At 45.5% G+C, this 1,636-nt stretch carries 2 protein-coding genes; both read right to left on the bottom strand.

What is annotated here, in order from left to right:
* Window positions 1–245: 245 nt before the first annotated feature.
* Window positions 246–842, bottom strand: coding sequence for a DsrE family protein (locus RW114_RS20550; RefSeq protein WP_340124590.1), 597 nt, complete (start codon window positions 840–842; stop codon window positions 246–248).
* Between the two features lie 209 nt (window positions 843–1,051).
* The coding region (locus tag RW114_RS20555) for an OBAP family protein (RefSeq protein ID WP_340124591.1) at window positions 1,052–1,636 on the bottom strand (585 nt) is incomplete at its 5' end.

Genomic DNA, 1,636 nt, shown 5'->3' on the forward strand with positions numbered 1-1,636 from the left:
AAAAAATATCTGATCTGCCCTTGTCTCCCCCTCAAATAATGTACGAAAACTATTGTCGGATTTAATCCGCCCATTTACACTATGCGGAAATATTTCCTATGGAGTTTTCCGTACATGCTGGTTGGCTACATGCGCGTCTCGTCCGAGTCGGATCGTCAAACCACTGTCCGGCGTCAACTATCCTGGCCGGCGTAAATATGGGGAATATTATTTATGGATAAGTCTTACTCCAGTAGTATGTGTTCTTAATTGGATATCAACGCATAGCCGTCTAACTGATAATTTATCAACGCGGTTAAAGCCGATAAAGCCAAGGTAACTTTCGGATTAACCGATGCAGGGTTTATGTCTTTTTCCGCCAAGGCCTGGCCGCAGATGTAGAGCTTGACGTTTACACTCTGCAGCAGGCCAATAAGCTCCGTATTGGGATTGCTTTTTTGATACAGTTTTTGGTATGCATCATCCTTTAAAACAAGTGGCGTTGCCGAGCCATGCACGACCACAACGATTTTCAGACGGTCAGTTGAAACCCTAGCTAAAGCAAAAAGATTCAAAAGCCGCGCGACATGGTCAAGTCCAGGGTTCACCTTGTCGGCAGCATCGGCCGCCTTGGTGATGTCGAACAACACTTTATAATCGCGTTTGGGCGAGGGTTGAATGGCCGCTTCAGGATAGGGGTGAACTTTCCCGTAACCCTGAATGCCTTGTTGCGGCGGCGTTTGCTTAGCATTGGTAGCAGAGAAAGCCATTTGAGAGTATCCCGACAGCGTGATAAAAATGAGGATAAAACTAATTACGCGCTTGTCTATGTCATTCTTATTTTTGTCTGATTTTGATTTCATATTCCTAGCCTGTTTTTGAGTTTATAGAACTAATGAAAAACGGAATCGTCAGTTATTAGCAAAAGTAATGCGCTTGTAAATTGCGTTTTACTTGAATAGCGGAGAAATGAGATTTTTGATTCATTAAATAAAACCGGGCTGAGGTCGTCATGCTTTGTCTCCCGGTTCATTAAAAATAACTGCATTTGAATGTTGTTTTATTGACTAGTTCAGCGGCGCGATCTTTTATCCACCACGCCCGAAAGAGGCGTTGTAGGTTTTGTGAATTTGCCATTTAGCGCATCGACGCCCATCTGGGGTTTGGCTAATGGCGTGAAACCAGCACGCTCCTGACGTTTCTCCTGAGTCTTGACACTCAAGCGCTGATCTCGCTGATCTCGCTGCTCTACTAACCCGGGCATTTCTTCACCGTCGCGGTTAAATGACCATTCCAGCATAGGCTCGCCCAACGGTAGCTTGTCGCCCGTTTTCCCATAAGGGGCAGAATTCCATACATGCCAAGTCTTACCGTAACTGTTCATCTTGCCCTTCATAAGTTCATTTTCTGCCATTTCAGGAATACCAGGGGCAATAAGCTGACCCGATAAAATCTCGAAATTATGCGGATGCCAGTACTTTTTCTCTTTTCCGGGCAAGGATTCAAACAAAACTTCCGAAACAATATACTCAATGCCGATCAGGTTTGCTTGCCGGGTATTACCGTCGAACAGGGCGCACTGGGCGAAATCCTCGTTAACTTGGCGACAGAAATGGTGAGCCTCCATTTGATGCGCCGGATCGTCCTTGGCAACATG

The organism is Methylobacter svalbardensis, assembly GCF_037671525.1.
Lineage (GTDB): Bacteria > Pseudomonadota > Gammaproteobacteria > Methylococcales > Methylomonadaceae > Methylobacter_A > Methylobacter_A svalbardensis.

Coding starts and splice junctions, on each gene's coding strand:
- RW114_RS20550 (WP_340124590.1), bottom strand. CDS start 842: ATGAAATCAAAATCAGACAAAAATAAGAATGACATAGACAAGCGCGTA.